Here is a 20,755-nt window from a genome sequence, read left to right as displayed (position 1 = left end):
GCGACTTGAAGCGGGTCAAGTCGTGCTTACATCAGGGCGACCAGCACATCCTTGAGCGAGGCGACCACCGGCACGCCATAGCGGCGGATGTCGGCATCGGGCTTGAGCAGATCCGGCACCATCACGGTCTGCATGTTGGCGGAAACCGCCGCGCGCACGCCGGCGTTCGAATCCTCCAGCGCCAGACAATCGCGCGGTTCGACGCTCAGGCGCAGGGCGGCCAGCTCGTAGATATCCGGCGCGGGCTTGCCCCGGGTGACCTCATCGCCACAGGCCAGCGCGACAAATTTTGGCAACAGCTGCGCGCGGCCAAGCTTGGCTTCGGCGCGCGGGCGGTGGGTCGAGGTGGCGACAGCACAGGGAATGCCTGTGCCTTCCAGATAATCGAGCAGCTCGCGCACGAAGGGTTTGATCGGAATCTCGCCGGCCACAATTGCCGCCTCGTACAGCTCACCGAAACGGGCGCGATGCGCGTCAATCGGGAAGTCCGTGCCGAAGGCGTCGAGGATCAGCTGATTCGAATCTTTGGCCGTGCGCCCGACCATGGACAGGCCCAACTCCGCCGTCCAGGGCGCGCCCAGTTCCTTGGAAGCCTGTTCGAAGAAGGCCAGGGCGACGCGCTCCGAATCCAGGAGCAGGCCGTCCATGTCGAAGATGACGGCGCGAGGGCGAGTGAGGGTGAGCATGACTGGGGACTGGGGACTGGGGGCAGGGGGCAGGGAACTGGGAACTCGGTTGGCGGCTGGGGCTGGTTTTCCCAGTCCCCAGTTCCCATTACCGAGTTCCCTACAACAAAACGATGTCAAATTGCTCCGGCGTGTAGCTGGTCTCGGCGTGGAAGGAAATCGGCTTGCCGATGAAGTCCTGCAGGTTGGCAATGGCTTGCGCCTCCTCCTCATGGAACATCTCCACCACGCTGGGCGAGGCGAGGATGCGGAATTCCTTGGCGCTGAACTGGCGTGCTTCGCGTACCACTTCGCGCATCACTTCGTAGGCTACGGTGCGTGCGGTTTTTACTTCGCCGCGCCCTTCGCAGGTCGGGCAGGCCTGACACAGCACGTGGGCCAGCGATTCGCGGGTGCGCTTGCGCGTCATCTCCACCAGCCCCAGCGAGGTAAATCCGCCGACCGAGACCTTTGTGTGATCGCGCGCCAATGCCTTGGTCAGCTCGGCGAGCACCGACAGGCGGTGCTCTTCGTTCTCCATGTCGATGAAGTCGAGCAGGATGATGCCGCCCAGATTGCGCAGGCGCAGCTGACGGGCGATGGCCTGAGCGGCTTCCAGATTGGTCTTGAAGATAGTGTCGTCAAAGGTGCGGGCGCCGACAAAGCCGCCGGTGTTTACGTCGATAGTGCACAGCGCTTCGGTCTGGTCGATGATCAGGTAGCCGCCACTCTTCAGGTCGACACGTCGTGCCAGCGCCTTCTGGATTTCCTCTTCGACACCATGCAGATCGAAGAGCGGCCGCTCACCGGCGTAGTGCTCCAGCAGGTCAGCGACCCGTGGCATGTAATCGGCGGCGAACTGCGCCATCTTCTGGTGGTTCTCGCGTGAATCAATCACCACTTTTTCGGTTTCGCTGCCGATCAGGTCACGCAGCACGCGCTGGGCCAGATTCAGATCGCGATACAGCAGGGCCGGCGGTTTGCCGGTCAGGCGCTGCGCTTCGATCTCCGACCACTGCTTGCGCAGATAGGCCACGTCGGCTGCCAGCTCTTCGTCGCTGGCCTGCTCGGCCTGAGTGCGGACGATGAAGCCGCCTTTTTCCTCGGGCGGCAAAAGGCTTTGCAGGCGTGAGCGCAGGCGATCGCGGCTGGCCTCGTTTTCGATGCGCTGCGAAATGCCGATATGGTTGTCCTGCGGCAGATACACCACCAGCCGACCGGCAATCGACAATTGCGTCGACAAACGTGCGCCCTTGGTGCCCAGCGGGTCCTTGAGCACCTGCACGATCAGCGACTGGCCTTCGTTGAGCAGGCGCTCGATGGGACGTTGCACTTCGCCGGCGGCGCGATCCATCCAGATATCTGCCACATGCAGAAAGGCCGTGCGTTCCAGACCGATGTCGATGAAAGCCGACTGCATGCCGGGCAGCACGCGCACCACCTTGCCCAGATAGATATTGCCGACGAAACCGCGCGAATGTTCGCGCTCGATGTGCAGTTCCTGCACCACGCCGTTATAGAGCAGCGCGACGCGCGTCTCCTGCGGCGTGAAATTGATGAGATAAGCCTCGCTCATGAGAGCACCCGGAATTTTGTAAGTGGCACCATTCTACCGGCAAGCCTCGACCCCACGGGTTCGCCGGATGGGCATTTGACACGCTTCCAGACGGATAGTGCTGCAGCGCACCTGCCCTGCGTTAAAATTGCGGCATTCCTCTTCGCTGGAGCTTCCATGCCCTTCATCACCGACCTCGCCGCTGCCTGGCAAAAGAACAACTCGCTGCTGTGTGTGGGGCTCGATCCGGATCTGGCGAAATTCCCGGCCCACCTGCAAGGCAAGCCGGACGCCATCTACGAATTCTGCAAGGCCATCGTCGATGCCACGGCGGACGTCGCCTGTTCTTTCAAACCGCAGATCGCCTACTTCGCGGGCGAGTCAGCCGAAGCCCAGCTCGAAGCCCTGATCGATTACATCCACGCCGAGTATCCGGACATCCCGGTGATTCTGGATGCCAAGCGAGGCGACATCGGCGCCACCGCCGCCCAGTACGCCCGCGAAGCCTTTGTGCGCTATCAGGCCGACGCGCTCACCGTGAATCCCTACATGGGCTTCGACTCGGTCGAGCCCTACCTCGAATACCCGGAGTGCGGCCTGATCGTGCTGTGCCGCACCTCCAACCCCGGCGGCTCCGACCTGCAGAACCTCACCGTCGACGGCGGCAAGAAGCTGTATCAGCACGTCGCCAGCCTCGTCGCCGAGAAGTGGAACAAGCACGGTCAGGCCGCGCTGGTCGTCGGCGCCACCTTCCCGCAAGAACTGGCAGACGTGCGCGCCATCATCGGCGACATGCCCCTGCTGGTGCCCGGCGTCGGCGCACAGGGCGGCGACGTGCAGGCCACGGTGAACGCGGGCAAGACCGCCGACGGGCTGGGCCTGATGATCAACTCCTCGCGCGCCATCCTGTATGCCGGCAAAGGCGAAGACTTCGCCGCGCAGGCCCGCAAGGTGGCGATTGCCACGCGCGACGAGATCAATCTGTATCGCTGAAGGTTTGTGAAATGAAAGCGGACATCAAAACCCGATTTGAGAAAATTGGGAAATGGATTGCCTGTCTCGTTTTTGTTTGTGTTTTTGCCAACCTTGCTTATGACCTCGTGATCAACGAGCCTAAGGCCAAGGCGACTCTAGCGCAGCTCGAAACCGAGTTTCAAGCCATTGAGCCTGGTGCTGGAGCGACGGGTTGGCCTTCTTACACGACAAGTCACAAGCCAAGCCAAGGGCTTGTTTCAGGCCGTTTCGTGCGACACATGCCCGCCGCTGAGGGGCAAGCCTACTATGACAAAATTCTTGTCAAGAACGGCTGGAAATTTCACAAAACGAAAATTATTAAAGACTATGGACGCGACTTGGGAGAAAAGGTGGCGTACTACTGCAAGGGTGAATATCAGGCTGCTTTGCATTATGTGAAAAGCGCTGAGAGCAATGACATGATGTATTCGCTGAATCTGAGTTGGGGTTTGGGTGGATCAGATTCTTGCCAGTAGTTGATGGTGTCCATGTCGAACGCTGAAAACCTCGCCATTGTTCATATATTTATTGCCCGAAGACCCGCTCTGGATGATCTTCTTAGGTATGCCTATATGAAGAGGCTTGCAGGGCGGGGTTCTTCGGGATGTCTGCCTGAAGGCCCTTGTCAGGCGCGGCTCTTCAGGCAGGCAAGGAAATGCAAGGAATTGTGGCTTGGCTGAAAATTGGTTGCTAAACGCAACAACCCTCGCTTAGAGTGTTGTGTATAGCAACTATTTCTACGTCCGCCATGAAAACCCCCGAAACGATGAACCTTGCCCGCCAGATGCGCGAGCTGGTGCAGCTCTATCTTGTCCGTCAGCGCCGTTACGCGCATGAACAGGGCTTGCCGCCGCAAGGGCGGATGCTGATGTTGCTGCAGAAAAACGGGCCGTTGACCCAGGCTGAATTCGGCCGGGTAGTGGGCCTGGAGAAGAGCTGGGTCAGCCGCATGCTGGATCGCATGGTGGCCGATGGCTGGGTCGAGCGGATGCCGCTGGAGAGTGACCGGCGTTGCCTGCAGCTGCATTTGACGCCGGCCGGGCTTGAGCTGGCCGGGCGCGTCGATACGCAATTGACCGGGCATGCCGAGAGCCTGCTGGCCGGGCTGGCCGAGGCGGATCAGGCGCAGCTGGCCGCTGCACTGGCGCCTTTGATTGATGCGCTGCGCACGGCAGCCGGAACGGTCGAGGCGCGCTGAGATGGAGCAATCGACTCGCAGTTTTCGCGCTTCGCTGGCGGCCATGCTCGGCATCTCGCTGGTCATCATCCTGATCGCCATCGATTCCACCGTGGTCGGTACGGCGATGCCGCGCATCGTGGCAGAGCTGAGCGGCTACGACCTGTATTCGTGGATCGCTTCGGCCTATCTGATGGGCAGCGCGGTGATGATTCCGATTACCGGGCGACTGGGTGATCTGTATGGCCGCAAACCCTTCGTCTTGCTGGCCGTTGTGTTGTTTACGCTGGCCTCGGCGGCCTGCGGGCTGGCGCAGACCATGTTGCAACTGGTGCTGGCGCGCGGCGTGCAGGGGCTGGCGGGCGGTATGCTGGTCGGCGTGGCCTTCGCCTGCGTGCCGGATTTGTTTCCGGACCGACTGCAGCGTGTGCGCTGGCAGGTGATGCTGTCCGCCAGTTTTGGTGTGGCCTCGGCAGTCGGCCCGGCGCTGGGCGGCTGGCTGACCGAGCATGCGGGCTGGCGTAGCGTGTTCTACGTGAATCTGCCGGTAGCCGTGCTGGCGCTGCCGGTGATCTGGCGCTATCTGCCCCATATCGTGCATCACGAGGGCGAGGCGCGCAGCATCGACTGGTTCGGTGCCTTGCTGATGACGGCGGCGATCTGTGGCCTGCTGCTGGCGACCGAGCGCGGGCAGATGCATGGCTTCGGCAATCCGCTGACGCTGGGCCTGTGCGCGCTGGCGCTGGTGTGTGGCAGTGTTTTCATCTGGCATCAGCATCATTCGCGCGCACCGATTGTGCCGCCGCGTCTGCTGGCCAATCAGGGGGCACGCCAGTTGATGTTGCTGGGCCTGAGCACTGGCGTGACGATGTTCGTGCTGATTTTCTACTCGCCGCTGATGTTGCAGGGCGGCTTCGGCTTCTCGCCCAAGCTGGCCGGCTTCGTGATGACGCCGCTGCTGGTATGTATCACCTTGGGCAGCATCGTCAATGGCCGATTGTTGCCGAGCGTGCGTCGGGCCGAACGGGTGATTGCCTGGGGCCAGTTGGGCACGCTGGTGAGCTGCCTCTTGCTGGCGTTCGTAAGCATCAGGATGCCGCAGGGCTGGATGATGGCCGCCTTTGCCCTGTGCGGTTTCAGCCTCGGATTCCAGTTGCCCAACCTGACGCTGCAGATGATGGCCGCCTCCGGCAAGCAGGATCTGGGCGTCGGTTCGGCCATGATCCAGACCACGCGCATGATCGGCAGCATGATCGGCGTGGGCGTGGCCGGCGTGATCGTCAATGCGGCCTATGTGCGCCATATTGCGGCAGAGCTGGCGGCGCGGCATCTCACCGATCCGGCGCTGGTGCAGCTGATCAGCTCGCCGCAGGTCCTGATTCGCGAGCAGGATCAGGCGACGCTATTGACGCTGGCACAGCAGCAGGGCATCGATGCAGCAACTTTGCTGGAGACGGCGCGACTGGGTCTGGTCAGCGGGATTCATGTGGCTTTCCTGCTGTGCGCGTTGATTGCGGGTCTGAGTATCTTCATCAGCTTGCGTTTGCCCCCTTACGAAATCACAAAAAACCGCTAGGATTGAGAGCTACGGGTTTCAGGCAGATCAAGGCCGTCCACTGTTTGTTCAAGTACGCTTGTTTATCACTTCTTCCTTCGAGGCACTTTGCAATGGCAATTTTCCAGGGTATCGAACACGTCGCGGTTTTCTCGGCGGACACCACACGTCTGCGCGACTGGTATGTGCAGAATCTCGACATGAAGACCATCGTCGACAATGGCGTCGGTGTGTATTTCCTGCTGATGGCCGATGGCTCAATGATCGAACTGGTGCCGAGCACCGAGGCCTCGGTGTGTGCCGGCAAGCCGCAGGTGAAAGATAGTGGACTGCGTCACATTGCACTAAGCGTGGATGAACAGGATTTTGGCGCTGCCGTGAAGCGCCTGAGCGATGCGGGTGTCGAGACCATTGGTCGTTCGCCGAACCAGTTTCCGGAAGGCCTGGCGACATTCCATTTCCGCGATCCGGACGGCAACATCCTGCACCTGATTTCGCGCCCGAATCGTCTGTCGCTGGCCGCCGCGCCGCGCCTGGCAGATGCGCCGAAGAACACGCTGATTCAGGGCATCGAGCACACCTGCGTCATCGCCAATAATTCCGAGACCCTGCGCCAGTGGTATATCGACGTGCTGGGCTTCCAGCTCATCGTGCGTGACGATGGCCACGGCACAGCCTTTGTCCTCGCGCCGGACGGGCATTCCATCATCGAGTTCATCTCGGCCGAAAAGAATATCGGCGTGGAGCCTTACAAGGCGCAAGGTATTCGCCATTTCGCCATCAGCGTCAGCACGGCGGCGGCAGAACAAGGTGCCAGGCTGCTCAAGGCCCAAGGGGTGGAAGTCCTGGAGGATTACAAGGTGACGGCGACGGGTGTGCACCTGTTCTTCTTCCGCGACCCGGAAGGTAATGTGCTGCATCTGGTTGGCCGTCCCGAGCCATTGGCCAAGTAAGCGTCCATGTCAAAAATCCTGTACGAACGCTCGGTCAAAGTGGCCGAGCGCAATCTTCTGATCAGTCTCGCTGTCGGTGTCGTGTGTGCGGCTTTTGTGTTTGGCGCATCCAATCTGGACACGAGCGGCAAGCAGTTTGTCGGCGGCCTGATCATCGCCGTGCTGGCTTATCAGATCGCCCGTCGGCTGACGCGCGGGCCACTGGTCGGCATGGCCATTCTGGAGGTCCTCGACGGCTTCCTGTATTTCCGCAATCCAAGCGGCCGCCCGGCACGGGTGGATCGCATCGCGCTGGAAAAACTGCATTCGGTCCGCCTGATGGGCGAAGATAGGGTGCGCTATTTCGACTGCACGCTGATGGATGGCAAGGTCGCGCACATCGGCCCCTTCGAGCGCTATCAGGGTGAAATGGCCGTCGCCGAATGGTTCTACCTGAACCTGCCGGAAACACCCTTCATCGTCGATACCTCGGCCACCGTGTTCGAAGAAATGCAGCGCCCGCCCGGTCTGTAGCCTGCGGTCCAAAAAAACCGGCGTGTTGCGCCGGTTTTTTTACGAACAGCCTCAGCTCATTCCGCCCAGATTCAGCAGCGCCGCCAGCCCGAGCAGGACGAAGATCAGCGCGCAGACGGCGTGCACGATCTTGAGCGGCACGATCTTGATCAGCTTGTCGCCGAAATACACCACCGGCACGTTCGCCAGCAACATGCCCGCCGTGGTGCCGGCGACGACTGCGGTGAGATTGACGTACTTGGCCGCCAGCGCCACGGTGGCGATCTGCGTCTTGTCGCCCATCTCGACGATGAAGAAGGCAATCAGCGTGGTCAGGAAAGCGCCGAAGCGCTGTTGCTTCGTGCCCTCATCGTCGTCCAGCTTGTCGGGGATCAGCATCCAGCCGGCCATGGCGATGAAGGAAATGCCCAGAATCCAGCGCATCGCATCCGGGCCAATATATGTGGTGATCCACTGCCCGACCGCTGCCGCACAGGCGTGATTGAGCAGGGTGGCGACAAAAATGCCCAGGCAGATCGGCAGGGGTTTTTTCAGACGTGTGGCCAGCACGAGGGCCAGCAACTGGGTTTTGTCGCCGATTTCAGCAAGGGCGACGATACCGGTAGAGACGAGGAAAGCTTCCATGGGATTCTCGAGGCGGGCTGGCGATGCACGAACCAATGACTGCCACAGCCCGCCAACCCGCGTCAGCGCTGCAACAGTCAAAGGTCTCGCCAGACGCTTGCGCGTTCTCTGCACCATGGCCCGGGGGCCAAGTCTGTTGATGCAGGGCCTTCTGAAGAAGGAGGCTACTCCCCAATGAAGGGGCGGATTGTACGGGGTTTGCGGGGGCGGTGGGCTTGCTTTGGCGCAAGTTGTGGCAGATATGAATGAGCGCTTGGAGAGCCGCGCGCAGCGGTCTTCTTCAGGCAGGCCTGTTGCACAGGCCCGCTGGATGCGGCTCTCCAGTCATTACTCGATATTTTTGTTCCGATAAGCCCACACCATGATCCCCAGACCCGCCGCAATCATCGGCAGACTCAGCCATTGGCCCATCGACAGCTGGCCGGCGAGCAGACCGAGGAAGTCATCCGGTTCGCGGGCGAATTCGGCGATGAAGCGGAAGCAGCCATAACCCGTGAGGAACAGGCCAGCCACCGCGCCGGTTGGCCGGGGTTTGCGCGCAAACAGCCACAGAATCACGAACAGCAGCAGACCTTCCAGCGCGAACTGGTAGAGCTGTGAGGCGTGGCGCGGCAGGCCCACCAACGTATTCTGTGTGACCGGGTCAATGTAAGTCAGCAGCGAGGATGCCAGCGCAGGGCTGGTTTTCACCAGCGCCTGATCGGCCTGCCAAGCTTGCGGAAAGATTACCGCCCAAGGTGCGTCCGGCGCGGCGATGCGGCCCCACAATTCGCCATTGATGAAGTTGCCCAGGCGCCCGACAGCCAGACCGGTCGGTACCAGCGGTGCGACGAAATCGGCGACCTGCATCCAGCTGCGCTTGGTTTTGCGGGCGAAATACCACAAGGCCAGCAGTACGCCGATCAGCCCGCCGTGAAAGGCCATGCCACCTTCCCAGACCTTGAAGATTGCGATGGGGTCGGCAAGGTAATCGCCCAGTTTGTAAAACAGGATGTAGCCCAGGCGCCCCCCCAGAATCACCCCGAGCATGCCGTAGAAGAGCAGGTCGTCCAGCTCCGTGCGTTGCCAGCCCAGATCAGGCCGCGCCTTGATGCGCGCACGGCCGAGCAGCACGAAAAGCAGGAAGGCCAGCAGGTACATCAGGCCGTACCAGCGCACGTGCAGGGGGCCGAGCGAGAAGGCGATCGGATCGAATTGCGGATGAATGAAAGGCATGTTGTGTGGCTTGGGCTAGAATTCAGGACTCAATTGAACCACATCAGCGCGGCGAAGAGATTTCAGCAGCGCAAGCGGAGAATTCAAACATGCCCCAATACCGTTCCCATACCTCCACCCACGGCCGCAACATGGCTGGCGCACGTTCCTTGTGGCGTGCCACCGGCATGAAGGATGGCGACTTCGACAAGCCCATCATCGCCGTGGTCAATAGCTTTACGCAATTTGTCCCGGGCCATGTGCATCTGAAGGACATGGGCCAGCTGGTGGCGCGCGAAATCGAGGCGGCGGGCGGTGTGGCCAAGGAATTCAATACGATTGCGGTGGATGACGGCATCGCCATGGGCCACGGCGGCATGCTGTATTCGCTGCCGAGTCGCGAGTTGATCGCCGATTCGGTCGAGTACATGGTCAACGCTCACTGCGCGGATGCGATGGTGTGCATCTCCAATTGCGACAAGATCACTCCGGGGATGCTGATGGCCGCGCTGCGCCTGAATATCCCGGTGATCTTTGTGTCCGGCGGGCCGATGGAGGCCGGCAAGGTCACCGTGACCGACCCGAGCGGCCAGAAAATCATCAAGCTGGATCTGGTCGACGCCATGGTCAAGGCCGCCGACAAGAGCGTCTCGGATGCCGATCTGGCGGAGATCGAGCGTTCGGCCTGCCCGACTTGCGGTTCCTGTTCCGGCATGTTCACCGCCAATTCGATGAATTGCCTGACCGAGGCGCTAGGCCTGTCACTGCCAGGTAACGGCACGGTGGTCGCCACCCACGCCGACCGCAAGCAGCTCTTCCTGCGCGCCGGGCGTCTGATCGTTGAGCTGGCCAAGCGGTACTACGAAAAAGACGACGAAAAGGTGCTGCCGCGCAATATTGCCACTTTTGCCGCCTTTGAAAACGCCATGACGCTGGATGTGGCCATGGGCGGCTCGACCAACACTGTCCTGCATTTGCTGGCTGCGGCGCATGAGGGCGGGGTGAATTTCACCCTGGCCGACATCGACCGCATCTCGCGCAAAGTGCCTTGTCTGTGCAAGGTGGCGCCAATGACCGACAAATACCATATCGAGGACGTGCATCGCGCTGGTGGTGTGATGGGCATCCTCGGCGAGCTGGACCGCGCCGGGCTCCTCAATCACGGCACTTACACCGTGCACAGCCACACCATGAAGGGCGCGCTGGAGCAGTGGGATGTAATGCATTCCGGCGATCCGGCCGTGTTTGATTTCTACCGTGCCGCGCCCGGTGGTGTGCCGACGCAGGTCGCCTTCAGCCAGAGCAAGCGCTACAACGAGCTGGACATGGACCGCAGCAACGGTTGCATCCGTGATCAAAGCAATGCCTATTCAAAAGATGGCGGCCTCGCGGTTCTTACCGGCAACATCGCACGCAATGGCTGTATCGTGAAGACCGCCGGCGTGGATGAATCGATCTGGAAGTTCACCGGCACCGCCCGCGTGTTTGAAAGCCAGGACGACGCCGTCGCCAGCATCCTCGACGAAACCATCCAGGCCGGCGATGTGGTGGTCATTCGCTACGAAGGCCCCAAGGGTGGCCCCGGTATGCAGGAGATGCTGTATCCGACCAGCTATCTGAAGAGCCGTGGTCTGGGCAAGGAATGCGCACTGCTCACCGATGGGCGTTTCTCCGGCGGCACCTCGGGCCTGTCCATCGGCCACGCCTCACCGGAAGCGGCCATGGGCGGCGAGATCGGTCTGGTTGAAGACGGCGATCGCATCGAGATCGACATCCCGAATCGCAGCATCCATCTGGCCATCAGCGACGCCGAAATGGCCAAACGCCGTGCCGCCATGGAAGCGCGTGGCGACGAAGCCTGGAAGCCCGCCAACCGCGTGCGTCCGGTGTCGCTGGCGCTGCAAGCCTATGCTGCGATGACGACCTCGGCGGATACCGGCGCGGTGCGCGATCTTTCGCAGCTCAAGCGCTGAGCGATCAGACCGGATGTGGCAAAAAGGGGCGCGATATGCGCCCCTTTTTGTTTGCGCTTGAGGCATATTGAGTCAATCCGATTGCATCAGCTCAGCCGCTAACAAAAAATCATGTCCCGCGACCCTGCCGCCCTCGTCTGGTTTCGCCGCGATCTGCGCGATTTTGATCACGCTGCGCTCTCACATGCCTTGCAGGCGCATCGGCGCGTGTTCTGCGCCTTCATCTTCGATACCGATATCCTCGACGCGCTCCCCTCGCGGCAGGATCGGCGCGTGGATTTCATCCAGGCCAGCCTGGTCGAGCTGGATGCGCGCCTGCGTGAAAATGGTGGCGGCCTGATTGTGCGGCTGGGCCGTGCCGTCGATGAGATTCCGCGTCTGGCGACGGAACTCAAAGTCGTCAGCGTCTTCACCAATCATGATTACGAACCGGCCGCGATGGCGCGTGATGCGGCGGTGGCGGCGGCCCTGAAAGATTGCGGCATCGTCTTCCGCAGTTTCAAGGATCAGGTGATCTTCGAGCGCCGTGAAGTGCTGACCCTGTCCCACAAGCCCTTCGGCGTGTTCACGCCCTACAAGAATGCCTGGCTGAAGAAATTGCGTGAGCGCGACTACGCCAGCTGGCCAGTGGCCGAGTTTGCTACGAATCTGGCGCCTCCCCTGGAAGGCGCATCTGTCCTAAGTCTTCAGTCTATCGGCTTCGAGAAGACCGATCTGCGCGTCTCTCCGGGCATGAGTGCTGGAGAAGACCTGTGGGAGGACTTCTCCGGGCGCATCAATCACTATCAGGCCGCCCGCGATTTTCCCGCTGTTAAAGGCGTGTCCTACCTGTCCACGCATCTGCGTTTTGGCACCGTCTCGATCCGCGAACTGGTGCGTCAGGCCCACGCGCGCGGCGGCGCGGGCGCCGAGACCTGGCTATCCGAACTGATCTGGCGCGAGTTCTACCAGCAACTGCTTTACCACCATCCGCAGGTCGTCGATCACGCGTACAAGCCAGAATTCGACGCGATCCGCTGGGAAGAAGGCACCGAGGCCGATGAGCGCTTCGCCGCCTGGTGTGCCGGCCGTACTGGTTATCCGCTGGTCGACGCGGCGCAGCGGCAGCTGGTGCAGACCGGCTTCATGCACAACCGCCTGCGCATGGTCAGCGCCAGCTTCCTGACCAAGGATCTGGGCATTGACTGGCGGCGCGGCGAGCGCTTCTTTGCCGACTGGCTGCTCGATTACGATCTGGCCGCCAACAATGGCGGTTGGCAATGGGCCGCCTCCACCGGTTGCGACGCCCAGCCCTGGTTCCGCATTTTCAACCCCGTTACCCAGTCCGAGCGCTTCGATCCCCAAGGCAAATTCATCCGCCGCTACCTGCCCGAGCTGGCCGCTTTGCCGGACAAACTCATCCACGCCCCGTGGAAACTCAAGCCCGCCGAACAAGCGGCCGTCGGCTGTGTCATTGGCCGCGACACCCCCGCGCCCATCGTCGATCACGCCGCCGCGCGCGAAAAGACCTTGTTGCGGTTCAAGGCGATCAAACCCGTCGTCTGAAGATCCGCTACCCGCGTGCTTTTGCAGGCATGAGTGTTGCCGAGGCAATATGGGCGGGACTCTACATGCATGCCCAAACCAACAACGGAGGGTCGAACGAGCGTAGCGAATTCCACCGGATGGGGTTTCTAGCGTGGAGTGAGGTGATCCGCTGGATCGCTGGCGGAATTCGCTGCGCTCGTCCGCCCTACGAAAATCAGACCTGCCTTCGGTAGAGTGCAGAGCAATGAGGACTGAGCGTTGAGTGGGCATGCTTGAAAAGCCTCGCCCAGCAAGCCTCTTGGGCTAGGTGTGCTGCAGAGGCTTGACCGGCGCGGTTCTCCAGCCACACTGCCACGCACTCAGCACTCAGCACTCAGCACTCAGCACTCAGCACTGCGCCGCAGGCGCCCCTCGCCGCGCAGCACAGTGGACTCCAGTTCCTGCGCCGCTTGCCGTTAGTTCAAGTTGGAAGACCCTGAACTCCACCCTGACAAGTGAGCGGCATGTACCCGGTGTCTGATCAATTCGATAATCTGAGCAATCGTCTGCAAGCGGCGTTCAACCGTTTGGCCAAGGACGAGCATCTGTGGCAGAGCGACCTGTATGGTGCGTTGCGCGATGCGACGACTTCGCTCGCGAGTACGCTGGAGCTGGCGCGGGCGAGTGTCTGGTTGCTGAATGAAGAGCGTAGTGCGCTGGAGTGTCAGTTGCTGTTCCGCGCTGAGCAGGGCAGTTTTGAATCAGGCGCGCGTCTGCTGGTGACGGAGTGTCCGGGGCTGTTCGGGGCACTGAATGAAGGGCGTTTGCTGGACGCCTCGGATGTGGTCAATGATCCGCGTCTGGTCGAGATTTACCTGCACCATCTGCGTCCGCACGGGGTGGGGGCGACGATGATTGCCACGCTGAACGAGGCGGGGCGTTTGTCGGGCATTTTGTGTCTGGAGCATGTGGGCAGCCCGCGCCTGTGGAGTCGGGATGAGCAGAATTTTGCGGTGTCGGCGGCGGATTTGCTGTCGCAGCTGCGGGTGTTTCATGCGCTGAAAAATCGCGAGCGCAGCTACCGGGCGGTGGTAGATGCGGCTGGGGATACGATTTTCACCATCGTCGATGGCCTGATTACCGACTGCAATCCGGCGGCTGAGGCCATGTTCGATTGGCCTCGTACGCAGCTGATCGGCAAGACGCAGGCCATGCTCTCGCCACAGATCCAGAGTGACGGGCGCGCGTCGAGTGTGAAGGCGCAGGATTACCTCCAGAATGCCATCGATGTCGGCCCGCAATGCTTTGAGTGGACGCACCTGAAGGCGGATGGCAGCAAGCTGGAGGTGGACGTGAGCCTGTCCGCCATCTGGCTGAGCGGGCGCTGTCAGATCACGGCAATCGTGCGCGATGTGACCGAACGCCGTCTGGCTGAGCAGATCCGGCAGGCTTCGGCCGAGGTGCTCAAGCAGCGCAATGCTTCCTTGCAGGTCATCAATAATCTGGCCAACCGCTTGCACGGCAGCACCGACAGCCATGCGATTGCGGATGAGACTTTGCGGGTCCTGCAGGTGCTGCAGCGATCACCCTTGTCCTTGTTCCATCTTTACGATCCGGCCGCCGATGATTTTGAAGTGGTGGCGGCAATCGGTTATCAGCCCGAAGAAATTGCCGCGCGCCGCCGCATGCCGCTGGGCCGCAGTCTGAGTCAGCATGCCATCGAGCAGCGGCGCATCCTGCATTGCGACGATATCGCGGCGGATCCGCGCATGGATCCGGAGATCCGTACGCTGCTGCTGGCGACAGGCATCCGCTCGCAAACTGTGGTGCCCTTGCTGTATCACGACCAGGTGCTGGGCATCATTGGCCTGCATTTTCATGATTGCGGCAATGAGTTCTCTGAAACCGAGCTGGATACCCTGCGTGCGGTGAGTCAGACCGTAGCGTTGGCCTTGGCCAATGCGCGGCATGTGCATGACCTGGAATTCCAGGCGAATCACGATTCCCTGACCGGTTTGCCGAATCGAACTCAGCTGCATCGTGATGCCACGACGGCGTTGCGCAATATTGCCGGCAGCGATAAGGGCATGAGTCTGCTGCTGCTGGATCTGGACAAGTTCAAGGAGGTGAATGACACCCTCGGCCATCGCACGGGTGATCAGATCCTCAAACAGGTTGCTCAGCGCTTGCAACAGGCGCTGACGCCGCACGATGCAATGCTCGCGCGTCTGGGCGGGGATGAGTTTGCGATTGTGCTGCGCTGTATCAGTGGTGCGCCGCAGGCCATGGGAATTGCGGCTTCCATGCTGGCGACCTTGCGTCAGCCGATGGAGGTGGAGGGGATCTTCATCGAGCTCGGCGGCAGTATCGGCGTGGCGGTGTATCCGCAGCATGGTGGCACCAGTCATGCACTGCTGCGTTGTGCCGATGTGGCCATGTATGCGGCCAAGAATACCGATGGTGCGGTGAGTCTGTATGACAGTGCGCACGATGCGCACAACCCGCGGCGTCTGGCCATGATTACCGAGCTGGGCGCTGCCATCCGCGGAAGTCAGCTGGTCGTGTATTTTCAGCCGCGTCTGGCCTTGCAGGAGGGGCATTGGTGCAGTTCCGAAGCTTTGGTGCGCTGGCAGCATCCGCGCCTGGGCTTCATCCCGCCGGGTGAATTCGTGCAGTTTGCCGAGACCAGTGAGCTGATCCGTCCGCTTACCTTGTGGGTGGCGCGTCAGGCGGTGATGCAACTCGCGGCCTGGCATCAGGCAGGCCTGCAGGTCTCGGTGTCGGTGAATCTGGCGACGCGCAATCTGCTCGATGTCACCTTGCCCGAGGCCTTGCTGAGCCTGCTGCAGGAATTCAATGTACCGCCCGGCTCGCTGGAACTGGAGATCACCGAGACGGCCTTGATGAACGATCCCGAGCGTGCGCTGCAAGTGGTCAATCACATCGCCAGTCTCGGCATGCGCCTGTCGATTGACGATTTCGGCACCGGCTATTCTTCGCTGGCCTACCTGAAGCGCCTGCCGCTGCACTCGCTGAAAATTGATCGCTCATTTGTGCGCGACATGCTGATCGATGATCAGGACGCGATCATCGTGCGTTCCACCATCGGCCTGGCCCACAGCCTGGGCCTGCAGGTGGTGGCTGAGGGCGTGGAGGATCTCGACACCCTGGCGCGCCTGCGCGAATACGGTTGCGATGAAGCGCAGGGCTATGTACTCAGCAAGCCCCAGCCGGCCGCGATTGCCGGCATCACCATGCAGACCCCACCGCCAGGCGATTACGCCTGAGCCGACCCGGAAGGCAGACTCCATGGCCATACTTCCCTCATTCATCAGTCGTCTTGGCGAGCGCGTGCGCGGCCTGATGCCGGCCCGTTTTGCGCTCTCGCCCGAGGCGCGTGCGCGTCTGCAGCCGGGAGCCCTGATTGCCAGCGTGCGCGAAGGGCGCAGCGAACTGCAACAAGCCTGGCGCGAGGATCGCGTGGGCACCGTGTTCAATCCCGGTATCCGCTATCTGAACCGCCTGAGCTATCCGTGGAAATTCGGTCTGGTCGGCTTGCTGGCCATGGCGTCGATTGGTTTCTACGTGATCTCGCTGAATGTATCGATGCGTGGCGAGCTGAATGCGGCCCGTGACGAGCGGGCGGCGCTGGGCCTGTATGCGCCAACGGTGGCGGCGCTGCAGAAGGTGCAGGTTTACGCCTTGCTCGGCCATGGGGCGAGCACTAATCCGGAGCTCAAACCGGCCTGGCAGGCGCGTGGCACGGAGGTAGAGACCGCCTTCAAGGCGGTGGATGCGATTCTGGCGCGTGATGATGCTTTCGATCTGGAAGACAAGTGGAATGCGCTCAAGGCCGCCTGGAAAACTTTGCGCGCCGCCGAAGCGGGGATGAGTGCCGACCAGGCCAAGATCGAGCTGCCAAAATTCAGCCGTCTGATGCTCGATTTCATGGGGGATCTGGGGGCCGCGTCGGGTCTGGTCAGCGATAAGGGGCGCGACAGCAGCTATCTGGCCGACATCCTGATCCGCAAAATTCCACATGCCAGTGATCGGCTGGCAAGTGCCAATAACAATGCCTTGCTGCTGCTGGGATCGAAGGAGATGGGCGCCGAGTGGAATCGCATGCGCGGGCTGAATGCCAATGCCGAACGTGGCCGCGATGATCTGCGCGAAACATTGAAACGCGCCGGCGCGGCGAATGTCACGCTGCAACCGGTGTTGCAGAAGGTGGATGCGGATCTGGTCGCGATGCTGGCCGCACAGCTTGAGATTATTGACCGTGAAATCAGCAAGGGCAGTTTTGCAATGCCCGGGCCCGAATTCGTAGAAGTTTCAGTCAAGGCCGGTGAAGTGCTGACGGCCCAGATTCCGGCCGTGAGCAATGCCCTGAGCGGTTTGCTGGATGTGCGTGTCAAGCAGCTCGAAGGCGAGTTCTGGTCGGCCACGCTGATCGCCAGTGCCATGTTGCTGGTGCTGGCCTATTTCGCGGCGGCAATGTTTGTGACCATTCTGGATGCGGTTGCCGAATTGGGCGAGGGCGCCCGGCAGATCGGTGAGGGCGATCTGCGCTACCGGATCGTCTACACCGCACGCGACGAGATGCGTGCCGTGGCGGAACAGTTCAATCACATGGCCGAGACCTTTGGCGGCGTGATTCGTCAGGTGCAGAACACGGCGGGCGAGCTGGTGAACAGTGCCGATGCCTTGTCAGCCTCGGCGGCGCAGGTCGCACAAGGTTCGGAGCGACAGAGCGAGGCGGCCTCCAGCATGGCTGCGGCGGTAGAGGAAATGACCGTGGGGATTGACGAGATTTCGCGGAGTGCCAGCGCGGCGGATGAGGTCTCGACCCGTTCCGGCCAGCTCTCGCAGGAGGGCGGTGAGGTGGTGCAGCGCACGGTCGTTGAAATGGAGCAGATCGCCGCAGCGGTAAACGAATCGGCGCGCGTGATCGAAGAGCTGGGCCGCAACTCACGGCAGATCCATTCCATCGTCACTTCGATCAAGGAAATTGCAAACCAGACCAATTTGCTGGCGCTGAATGCTTCAATCGAGGCCGCGCGGGCGGGCGAGGAAGGGCGCGGGTTTTCCGTGGTAGCGGATGAGGTGCGCAAGCTGGCAGAACGCACGACCAAGGCGACGGTCGAGATTGCCGGCATGGTGGGCGCCATTCAGGTGGGCACCACGCACGCCGTGGCCGCCATGCAGGATGGTGTGCAGCGCGTGGCGGGCGGCGTGCAGCTGACCAATCGTTCGGGTGATGCAATGCATCGGATCCGTGAGGAATCGGATCGTGTGCTGCGCTCGGTCAGCGAAATATCCGCGGCGCTGCGCGAGCAAGCCAGCGCCAGTACCGAAATCGCTCGCAGCGTGGAAACCATCGCGCAGATGGCGGAAGCCAATCACTCCGTGGTGGCGCAGACCAGCAATACCGCCCGCTATCTCGCCGGCCTGGCCCAGAAACTGGGGCAGGACGTCAGGCATTTCCGTATCTGAACCAGGGACTACGGCATGAAAACCCTCATATTCCTGCTTGCCCCTGCCGTGCTGCTGCTGAAACGCATGCGCTATCCGGGCCGTTTTGGCCTGATCGGCGTGTTGGCAATGGTGGCCATTGGCTATTTCATGGTGACTCTGGCGGTGCAGATGCGCAGCGATCTGGCGATTGCCGATCGGGAGAAAAGCGGCCTGGAGTTGTATTCTGTCAGCATCGTCGCTTTGCAGCAGACACAGATTTTCATCGGCATGGCGCAAGGCGCCACAGGTGTGGATACGCTCAAGGGCAGCTCGCAGATTGCCGAAAAAGCGGTCGATCAGGCCATGCTGGATGTAGCGGCGCTGATCGAGGATTTTCCCGAACTGGCGCTGGGCAAGCCCTGGAAGGAGGTGAGCGGATTGTGGCTGAGCTACAAGGCCAAGGCTGCGAACTTCGACCGGGCGACCATGACGACCGAGCATCAAGCCTTGATCGCGGGTCATCTCGGTTTTCTGCGCGAGCTGGCGGATGCCTCGGGCCTGTCGCGCGACCCGGATGTGCGCGGCGCCTATCTGGCTGAAGCAGTGGTGCGCAGTTTGCCCGAGATGGGTGATCAGCTGGGTCAGCTCAGTGCAACCGGCACCGTGGTGCTGGGCGTGCCGGGGTTTGCCAAGGAATGGCGACGCATGAATGCCATGCTTGATAGCCTGCAAGGCAAGCGTGACGAGCTGGCTGATGCCTTGCTGCGGGCCGGGTCGATGGATGAGCCGGGCAAAAAGCTCAATGCCAGTGTCGAACAATTTGTCGAGCTGACCAAAAAGAGCATCCTCTCCGGCAGCCGTGACATGCCCGCGCAGGCGTGGTCCGAGGCGGGCGCCAAGGCGCTGACGGAGTTTTACCAAGTGGCGGATGCGGAAATCGTCGATGAATTGCGCAGTGTCGTTGGCTGGCGCAGTCGCTCCTTGTCCTTGCGTTTCTGGGGCATGAACCTGCTCGCGCTGGGGATGGTGCTGGCGCTGGCGTATGCGGCGATCAGCATGTTCCTTTCGCTCAAACAATCGGCCGAGGAGCTGGGTGAGGGCACGCGCCGCGTGGTGGCGGGCGATCTGTCGCACCGTATTGCGTTCAGTGCGCAGGATGAATTGAAGAGCGTGGCGGACCGCTTTAACAGCATGATCGAATCGCTGGGCGGGGTGATTCGTCAGGTGGAGGCGGCGGCCAGCGAGGTCAATGGTGCTGCGGGCGAGCTGAGCCGTTCAGCTGCCAGCGTATCGGCGGAATCGGGTCGGCAGAGTGAGGCCTCGACCGGCATGGCCTCGACCATGCAGGAGATGACGGCCGGCATCAACGAGATCGCGCGGTTTGCGGGCGAGGCCGAGCGGATGGCCAGCCAGTCCGGCAAAGTCTCGGCCGATGGCGAGCAACTCACCAGCCAGACTGAGCAGGAGATCGAACGCATTTCCGAGGCCGTGCAGCAATCGTCCATCGTGATTGAGGAGCTGGTTGCCAACTCCTCGCGCATCAGCGCGATCGTGTCCACCATCAAGGAGATTGCCGAGCAGACCAATATGCTGGCCCTGAATGCGGCCATCGAAGCGGCGCGTGCCGGCGAATCCGGACGCGGCTTTGCGGTGGTGGCCGACGAAGTGCGCAAGCTGGCCGAGCGCACCTCGCGCGCGACGGTGGATATCACGGCGATGATTTCTGCCATCCAGCAGGGCACTGAGCAGGCGGTGGAATCAATGCAGCGCGGGGTCGAGCGGGTGAGCGAAGGCGTTGGCCTGACCCGCGCGGCGGGCGAATCGATGCGCAATATTCATCAGGCTTCGGCCGAAGTGGTCGGGCTGGTGGCGGATATCTCGTCGGCCTTGCGTGAACAGAGCGCAACCAGCAACGAGATCGCCGGCAACATCGAACGCGTGGCGCAGATGGCGGAAGACAACAACAGCGCGGCACGTCAGACCCTGGACACCACGCATGCGCTGGAAGCGCTGGCTGCCAGCCTGAGCGCGCAGATACGCCAGCTGCATGGCGGGCGGAGCTGAAATCATGAGCGGCCTGCAACAATTCATGTGGCGCGGCAACATCAAATGGACCGAGCTGGTGACGGTGGCCGAAGGCGTGGTCGCACGCTGGAATACGGTCACCAATTTTGTCACCCAGAACGATGCGCGAGAACATATCTGGACGGTGCGCCACGCCAGCGTAGCCATGCCATTTCTGGTCTTCAACGAGGATTCGCTGCGCGGATCGGCGCCGCGCGTGGGCAATCCATTGCCCTTCCTGTTGCTGCTGGGGATTTGTGTCAGCCGGCCCGGGGCGCTGGAACTTTCCTTTGCCAATGGGCAGAAAATAGACCCTGCCAAATTCGATCTGGCGGACCTGACGAATCTCTTGCCGGATGCTACCCACGCGGCACACCGCAAACTGGCCGCGCTGGCCATGCAGCCATCGCCACCACCAAGGCTTGTGCCGCCACCGGCGGCCAAGGGCTGATGTTGATTTAATACTTGCTGTAGAGCCGCTGTGGACGTGGCTCTACAGATAGGTGCT

At 61.5% G+C, this 20,755-nt stretch carries 16 protein-coding genes and 1 riboswitch; of the genes, 12 read left to right on the top strand and 4 right to left on the bottom strand.

Annotated elements, in window-relative coordinates; genetic code table 11:
* Window positions 1–26: 26 nt before the first annotated feature.
* Complete coding sequence (locus ABXR19_RS04310) at window positions 27–686, bottom strand: HAD family hydrolase (protein ID WP_354599860.1); 660 nt, start codon at window positions 684–686, stop codon at window positions 27–29.
* A 100-nt stretch (window positions 687–786) separates the two neighbouring features.
* Window positions 787–2,241, bottom strand: a complete 1,455-nt coding sequence (gene rng / locus ABXR19_RS04305; protein ID WP_354599859.1) for a ribonuclease G — start codon at window positions 2,239–2,241, stop codon at window positions 787–789.
* 156 nt (window positions 2,242–2,397) lie between these two features.
* On the opposite strand from rng, the gene pyrF reads away from it, so the two are divergent.
* The 6 genes from pyrF to ABXR19_RS04275 all read left to right on the top strand — a co-directional run bounded on the left by pyrF (window position 2,398) and on the right by ABXR19_RS04275 (window position 7,432).
* Window positions 2,398–3,213: an orotidine-5'-phosphate decarboxylase gene (gene pyrF / locus ABXR19_RS04300; protein ID WP_354599858.1), complete on the top strand. Its 816-nt coding sequence runs from the start codon at window positions 2,398–2,400 to the stop codon at window positions 3,211–3,213.
* A gap of 11 nt (window positions 3,214–3,224) precedes the next feature.
* On the top strand, window positions 3,225–3,710 hold the full coding sequence (locus tag ABXR19_RS04295; RefSeq protein WP_354599857.1) for a hypothetical protein: 486 nt from the start codon (window positions 3,225–3,227) through the stop codon (window positions 3,708–3,710).
* 272 nt (window positions 3,711–3,982) lie between these two features.
* Window positions 3,983–4,432 (top strand): MarR family winged helix-turn-helix transcriptional regulator, encoded by a 450-nt coding sequence (locus ABXR19_RS04290; RefSeq protein WP_354599856.1) that lies wholly within the window; start codon window positions 3,983–3,985, stop codon window positions 4,430–4,432.
* A 1-nt stretch (window position 4,433) separates the two neighbouring features.
* On the top strand, window positions 4,434–5,987 hold the full coding sequence (locus ABXR19_RS04285; RefSeq protein WP_354599855.1) for an MFS transporter: 1,554 nt from the start codon (window positions 4,434–4,436) through the stop codon (window positions 5,985–5,987).
* A gap of 92 nt (window positions 5,988–6,079) precedes the next feature.
* Window positions 6,080–6,919, top strand: a complete 840-nt coding sequence (locus ABXR19_RS04280) for a VOC family protein (RefSeq protein ID WP_354599854.1) — start codon at window positions 6,080–6,082, stop codon at window positions 6,917–6,919.
* A 6-nt stretch (window positions 6,920–6,925) separates the two neighbouring features.
* A complete protein-coding gene (locus ABXR19_RS04275) occupies window positions 6,926–7,432 on the top strand; it encodes a hypothetical protein (protein WP_354599853.1) in 507 nt (168 codons plus the stop codon).
* Between the two features lie 51 nt (window positions 7,433–7,483).
* Here the strand turns inward: ABXR19_RS04275 and ABXR19_RS04270 are convergent, their stop codons facing one another.
* Window positions 7,484–8,056 carry a TMEM165/GDT1 family protein gene (locus ABXR19_RS04270; RefSeq protein ID WP_354599852.1) on the bottom strand — a complete coding sequence of 191 codons (573 nt, stop codon included), beginning with the start codon at window positions 8,054–8,056 and terminating at the stop codon, window positions 7,484–7,486.
* Window positions 8,057–8,076: 20 nt separating this feature from the next.
* Window positions 8,077–8,241, bottom strand: a riboswitch (yybP-ykoY riboswitch).
* 142 nt (window positions 8,242–8,383) lie between these two features.
* Window positions 8,384–9,271 (bottom strand): prolipoprotein diacylglyceryl transferase, encoded by an 888-nt coding sequence (gene lgt / locus ABXR19_RS04265; RefSeq protein ID WP_354599851.1) that lies wholly within the window; start codon window positions 9,269–9,271, stop codon window positions 8,384–8,386.
* Window positions 9,272–9,360: 89 nt separating this feature from the next.
* Between lgt and ilvD the strand changes: the two genes are divergently transcribed.
* From ilvD to ABXR19_RS04235, 6 genes are all read left to right on the top strand, one after another.
* Window positions 9,361–11,223: a dihydroxy-acid dehydratase gene (gene ilvD, locus ABXR19_RS04260; RefSeq protein ID WP_354599850.1), complete on the top strand. Its 1,863-nt coding sequence runs from the start codon at window positions 9,361–9,363 to the stop codon at window positions 11,221–11,223.
* A 111-nt stretch (window positions 11,224–11,334) separates the two neighbouring features.
* Window positions 11,335–12,768: a cryptochrome/photolyase family protein gene (locus ABXR19_RS04255; RefSeq protein WP_354599849.1), complete on the top strand. Its 1,434-nt coding sequence runs from the start codon at window positions 11,335–11,337 to the stop codon at window positions 12,766–12,768.
* Window positions 12,769–13,262: 494 nt separating this feature from the next.
* On the top strand, window positions 13,263–16,016 hold the full coding sequence (locus tag ABXR19_RS04250) for a bifunctional diguanylate cyclase/phosphodiesterase (protein WP_354599848.1): 2,754 nt from the start codon (window positions 13,263–13,265) through the stop codon (window positions 16,014–16,016).
* A 22-nt stretch (window positions 16,017–16,038) separates the two neighbouring features.
* The gene (locus tag ABXR19_RS04245) at window positions 16,039–18,222 is read left to right on the top strand and encodes a methyl-accepting chemotaxis protein (RefSeq protein ID WP_354599847.1); all 2,184 of its coding nucleotides are present in this window, start codon (window positions 16,039–16,041) and stop codon (window positions 18,220–18,222) included.
* Between the two features lie 15 nt (window positions 18,223–18,237).
* Window positions 18,238–20,247, top strand: a complete 2,010-nt coding sequence (locus tag ABXR19_RS04240) for a methyl-accepting chemotaxis protein (RefSeq protein ID WP_354599846.1) — start codon at window positions 18,238–18,240, stop codon at window positions 20,245–20,247.
* A 4-nt stretch (window positions 20,248–20,251) separates the two neighbouring features.
* Window positions 20,252–20,698 (top strand): hypothetical protein, encoded by a 447-nt coding sequence (locus ABXR19_RS04235; RefSeq protein ID WP_354599845.1) that lies wholly within the window; start codon window positions 20,252–20,254, stop codon window positions 20,696–20,698.
* Window positions 20,699–20,755 lie beyond the last annotated feature (57 nt).

This window comes from Uliginosibacterium flavum, from assembly GCF_040566545.1.
Lineage (GTDB): Bacteria > Pseudomonadota > Gammaproteobacteria > Burkholderiales > Rhodocyclaceae > Uliginosibacterium > Uliginosibacterium flavum.
The sequence above is the reverse complement of the archived record's forward strand: the minus strand, read 5'-3'. Positions and strand labels throughout refer to the sequence as shown.